Here is a 3,547-nt window from a genome sequence, read left to right as displayed (position 1 = left end):
GGAGAGCACTCTCCGGGTGGGCCGCCGCCGTTCGTTCCGGACGGGGTGGAGCCGCGGAACCGGGCCGGACGGGGGTTTGGCCGCCCCGGCCCCGCGTCCGGCGTCAGGAGTCGCGTCGAACAGCCTCGACGCGACGGCGCCGGAGCACCATGCCGGCCCAGCCGACGCTGATCGCGGCGGCGCCGGCCAGCAGCAGCGGGCCGGTGGCCGACGTGCCGACGGCCGCGGCGGCGGTCGGGATCACGGCGCCGGCCGGGGAGTTGGGGTCGCCGCCGTGGCCGTGGTGGGCGACCGTGGACTTGGGTGCGTCGGCCGCGATCTGCGCGTCGCTGGGCGCGGCCGGGGCCTGCGCGGTGAGCGCCGAGACGGCCGGGGCGCCGGCCGCGGTGGCCGCGGTGGCCGCGCCGAAGTCGACGTCGGAGCAGCTGTAGAATGCCTCCGGGCTGTCGCTGCGCTGCCAGACCGTGTACAGCAGCTGGCGGCCGGTGCGCTGCGGCAGGGTGCCGGCGTAGGTGTAGAAGCCGTTGGTGGCGGTGCGGTCGACCTGCACCTGGGCGACCGGCGTCGGGTCGAGGTCCGACCACTTCAGCGGCTTGGTGGGGTCGTAGCCCGGCTTGGTGATGTAGACGGTCTGGGTGCCCACGTGGGGCGCGGTGGTGCGGAACTGGAAGGTGAAGGCGCCCGCCTTGACGGCGGTGGCCGGCCAGTCGGTGCGCGGCCAGTCCAGGGCCTGGTACTTGTCGCGGTTGGCCGAGCAGAGCTTGCCGTCCGGGATCAGCGCCTGGTGGTTGCCGGCCGCGTTGGCGATGTTGACCTCGTTCCAGTCGTACAGCGGCTGGGTGCCGCTCGCGGCGACGAGGTCCTTGCAGATCTGGGACACCGGGTGCTCGGGGCCCTCGGCGTAGCAGGCGGCGACCCGGCTGACCGGGTTGGTCATGGTGCCGTGGGCGCTGGCGGTGCCTGCGGTGGAAACGGCCACCGCGAGGGCCGCGGCGCCGACCGCGCCGACGGACAGGGCACTTCGCTTGATGGACATGGGGTGGGGACTCCTTGACCGTCGTTCCGGGCGGGTGTGGGGGGAGCGGACACGCCTGCCCGTTCGGGGGCCGCCGGCCCGGACCGCGGACCCCTGGCCAGAGCGTATGATTGGTCTGGACCAGCTGGCAATAGTCGTGCGTGCCACGCTTCCTGACGGACTGTAGGCCCCCGAACAGGGCAAAGGCCCGACGGAACGGCCGGGTTAGGCGTTCCATCGGGCCCGCTTAAGGCTCCGGAAAGGTCGTCGGACGGCCGTTCGGGCGGTCAGGCCGCCGTCGGCCGCAGGCCGGTCACAGGAACGCCTTCCCCTCGCCCCGGTACGTCGGGACGGTCCGGACGATCCGGTCGCCCTCGATCAGGCGCAGTTCGGTGAAGCGCTCGCACAGTTCGCCCGCCTTGGCATGCCGGAACCAGACCCGGTCGCCGATCAGCAGGTCGTCCGCGGCCGCGCCGAGCAGCGGGGTCTGCACCTCCCCGGCGCCCTCCATCGGGTCGTAGCGCAGCCCCTGCGGCAGGTACGGCACCGGCGAGCGGTCCGGGCCGGCCGCGCCGGAGGCGGGGTAGCCGCCGCCGAGCACCGTCACCACGCCGACGCCGGGGCGGCGCACCACCGGCTGACCGAACAGCGCGGCCGGACGGCCTTGGAACGAGCGGTAGTTGTCGAACAGCCGGGGCAGGTAGAGCCCGGAGCCCGCCGCGACCTCGGTGACCGCGCGCTCGGCCACGGTGGACTCCACGCTGCCGGTACCGCCGCCGTTGACGAACTCCAGCTCGGCCACCCGCCGCAGCCGCCGGACCACGGCCGCCCGCCGCTCGGCCAGTTCGGTCCTGGCCCTGGCCTGCATCAGCCGGATCAGCTGCGAGCGCAGCGGCCGGCCGGGCACCTGGTCGCCCACCCCGGCGACGTGCCCCTCGTAGGCCATCAGGCCGACCACCCGGAAGCCCCGGCGGTGCTGGACGAGTTCGGCGAAGGCGCCGAGGTCCTCGGGGGTGCGCAGCGGGGAGCGCCGGGCGCCCACCCGGACCCGCCCGCCGAGCAGGTGCAGCGCGGTGTCCAGCTCCAGGCAGACCCGGACCTCGGCGTCGCCGCCGCGGGCCTTGTCGATCAGGTCCAGCTGGGCGGGGTCGTCGAGGACGACGGTGACCTCGTTGGCGAGCGCCGGATCGGCGGTCAGCTCGGTGTAGCCGGACCGGTCGGCGGAGGGGTAGGCGAGCAGGACGTCGCGCACGCCGGTACGGGCCAGCCAGAGCGACTCGTCGAGGGTGTAGCTCATCACCCCGGCGAAGCCGTCCACGGCCAGCGCGCGGTCCAGCAGCGCCCGGCAGCGCACCGACTTGCTGGCCACCCGGACCGGCTTGCCGGCGGCCCGGCGCACCAGGTCGGCGGCGTTGGCGTCGAAGGCGGCGAGGTCGACGACGGCCACCGGCCCGTCCAGGTGCGCGGTGGCCCGGTCGTACCGGAGGCGGTCGGAGACCGGGGTGGGGGCGGTCGCGGGTGCGTCGAGGATCACCATGGGCGCAGGGTGCCACACCGCACTACCGGTGGGTAGGCCCCGCGTGCAGGGAAATGGGGCGGCTCGCGCGCGGTGGCATAGGGTCGGGCGGGTGGACCGCAAAGACTTCTCCAACCCGGCGTTCGTCGGCAAGGGCATCCCGAACCCCGGCTTCTCCGACGACGACGGCACCGCCGACCCGGCGCTCGCCGAGGCCCTCGCCCGCTGGTCGCAGGACCGCGCGGCCGAGCCGGAGGTGCTGGCTGCGCTGACCCCCACCCGGCTGATGGTCCCGATCGTCGCGATCCTCGGCGAGGTCGAGGTGGACGCGCACGGGCACAAGCACGAGAAGACCAGCGACATGGCCGTCCCGGTGCTGGAGGCCCCGGACGGGCGCCGCGCGCTGCCGGCCTTCACCTCGCTCGACTCGCTCGCCCGCTGGCGTGCCGACGCCCGCCCGGCGCCGACGGCGGCCCCGCAGGCCGCGATGGTCGCCTTCTCCGAGCGCGCCGACACCCTGCTGGTCGACCCGGCCGGGCCGGTGCCGTTCCAGCTGAGCGGTGCCCGGCTGCGGGCGCTCGCGGAGAACCGCCCGTTCCTGCCGCCGGCCCGGGACCCGGAGGTGCGCGAGGCGGTCCGCGGGCTGCTGGCGGCCGAGCCGCAGGTGCTCACCGGGCTGCTGGCGGCCTCGGAGGGCTCGGACGGGGTGCTCGCGGTGGTGTTCGATCCGGCGCTGGACCAGGACGGGCTGCAGGCGGCCGTGCAGCGGGTCGGGCGGGCGGTGGCCGCCGACCCGGTGCTGCGGGTGCGGCTGGACCGGGGGCTGGACCTCGCGGTGCTGCCGGCGAGCGCGGAGCTGCCGGGGGAGCCGCTCTACCGGCGGTAGGGAGCGCTAGGAAGCGGTAGAGAGCCGTAGGAAGTGCGTCGGGGGTCTTGGGGGGGGGGGCCGCCGTGTTGGCCGGGCGCGGCGCGGCGCCGGCCCCCCCCCGCGACGGCGCCTCCCCCGGGATCCCGGG

The 3,547-nt window shown here is 75.8% G+C and carries 3 protein-coding genes; 1 reads left to right on the top strand and 2 read right to left on the bottom strand.

Going from position 1 to position 3,547, the window contains the following annotated elements:
- Positions 1-103: 103 nt before the first annotated feature.
- Both ACFVHI_RS37090 and ACFVHI_RS37085 read right to left on the bottom strand, forming a co-directional pair.
- Complete coding sequence (locus ACFVHI_RS37090; RefSeq protein WP_380346457.1) at positions 104-1,036, bottom strand: lytic polysaccharide monooxygenase; 933 nt, start codon at positions 1,034-1,036, stop codon at positions 104-106.
- A 292-nt stretch (positions 1,037-1,328) separates the two neighbouring features.
- Positions 1,329-2,552, bottom strand: a complete 1,224-nt coding sequence (locus tag ACFVHI_RS37085; protein ID WP_380346455.1) for an alanine racemase — start codon at positions 2,550-2,552, stop codon at positions 1,329-1,331.
- A gap of 91 nt (positions 2,553-2,643) precedes the next feature.
- On the opposite strand from ACFVHI_RS37085, the gene ACFVHI_RS37080 reads away from it, so the two are divergent.
- Positions 2,644-3,417 carry an SseB family protein gene (locus ACFVHI_RS37080; protein WP_363372883.1) on the top strand — a complete coding sequence of 258 codons (774 nt, stop codon included), beginning with the start codon at positions 2,644-2,646 and terminating at the stop codon, positions 3,415-3,417.
- Positions 3,418-3,547 lie beyond the last annotated feature (130 nt).

This window comes from Kitasatospora sp. NPDC127121, assembly GCF_042677305.1.
Classification (GTDB): Bacteria; Actinomycetota; Actinomycetes; order Streptomycetales; family Streptomycetaceae; genus Kitasatospora.
Note: the sequence above shows the minus strand (reverse complement) of the source record. Positions and strands in the feature narration are given on the sequence as shown.

Coding starts and splice junctions, on each gene's coding strand:
- ACFVHI_RS37090 (WP_380346457.1), bottom strand. CDS start 1,036: ATGTCCATCAAGCGAAGTGCCCTGTCCGTCGGCGCGGTCGGCGCCGCG.
- ACFVHI_RS37085 (WP_380346455.1), bottom strand. CDS start 2,552: ATGGTGATCCTCGACGCACCCGCGACCGCCCCCACCCCGGTCTCCGAC.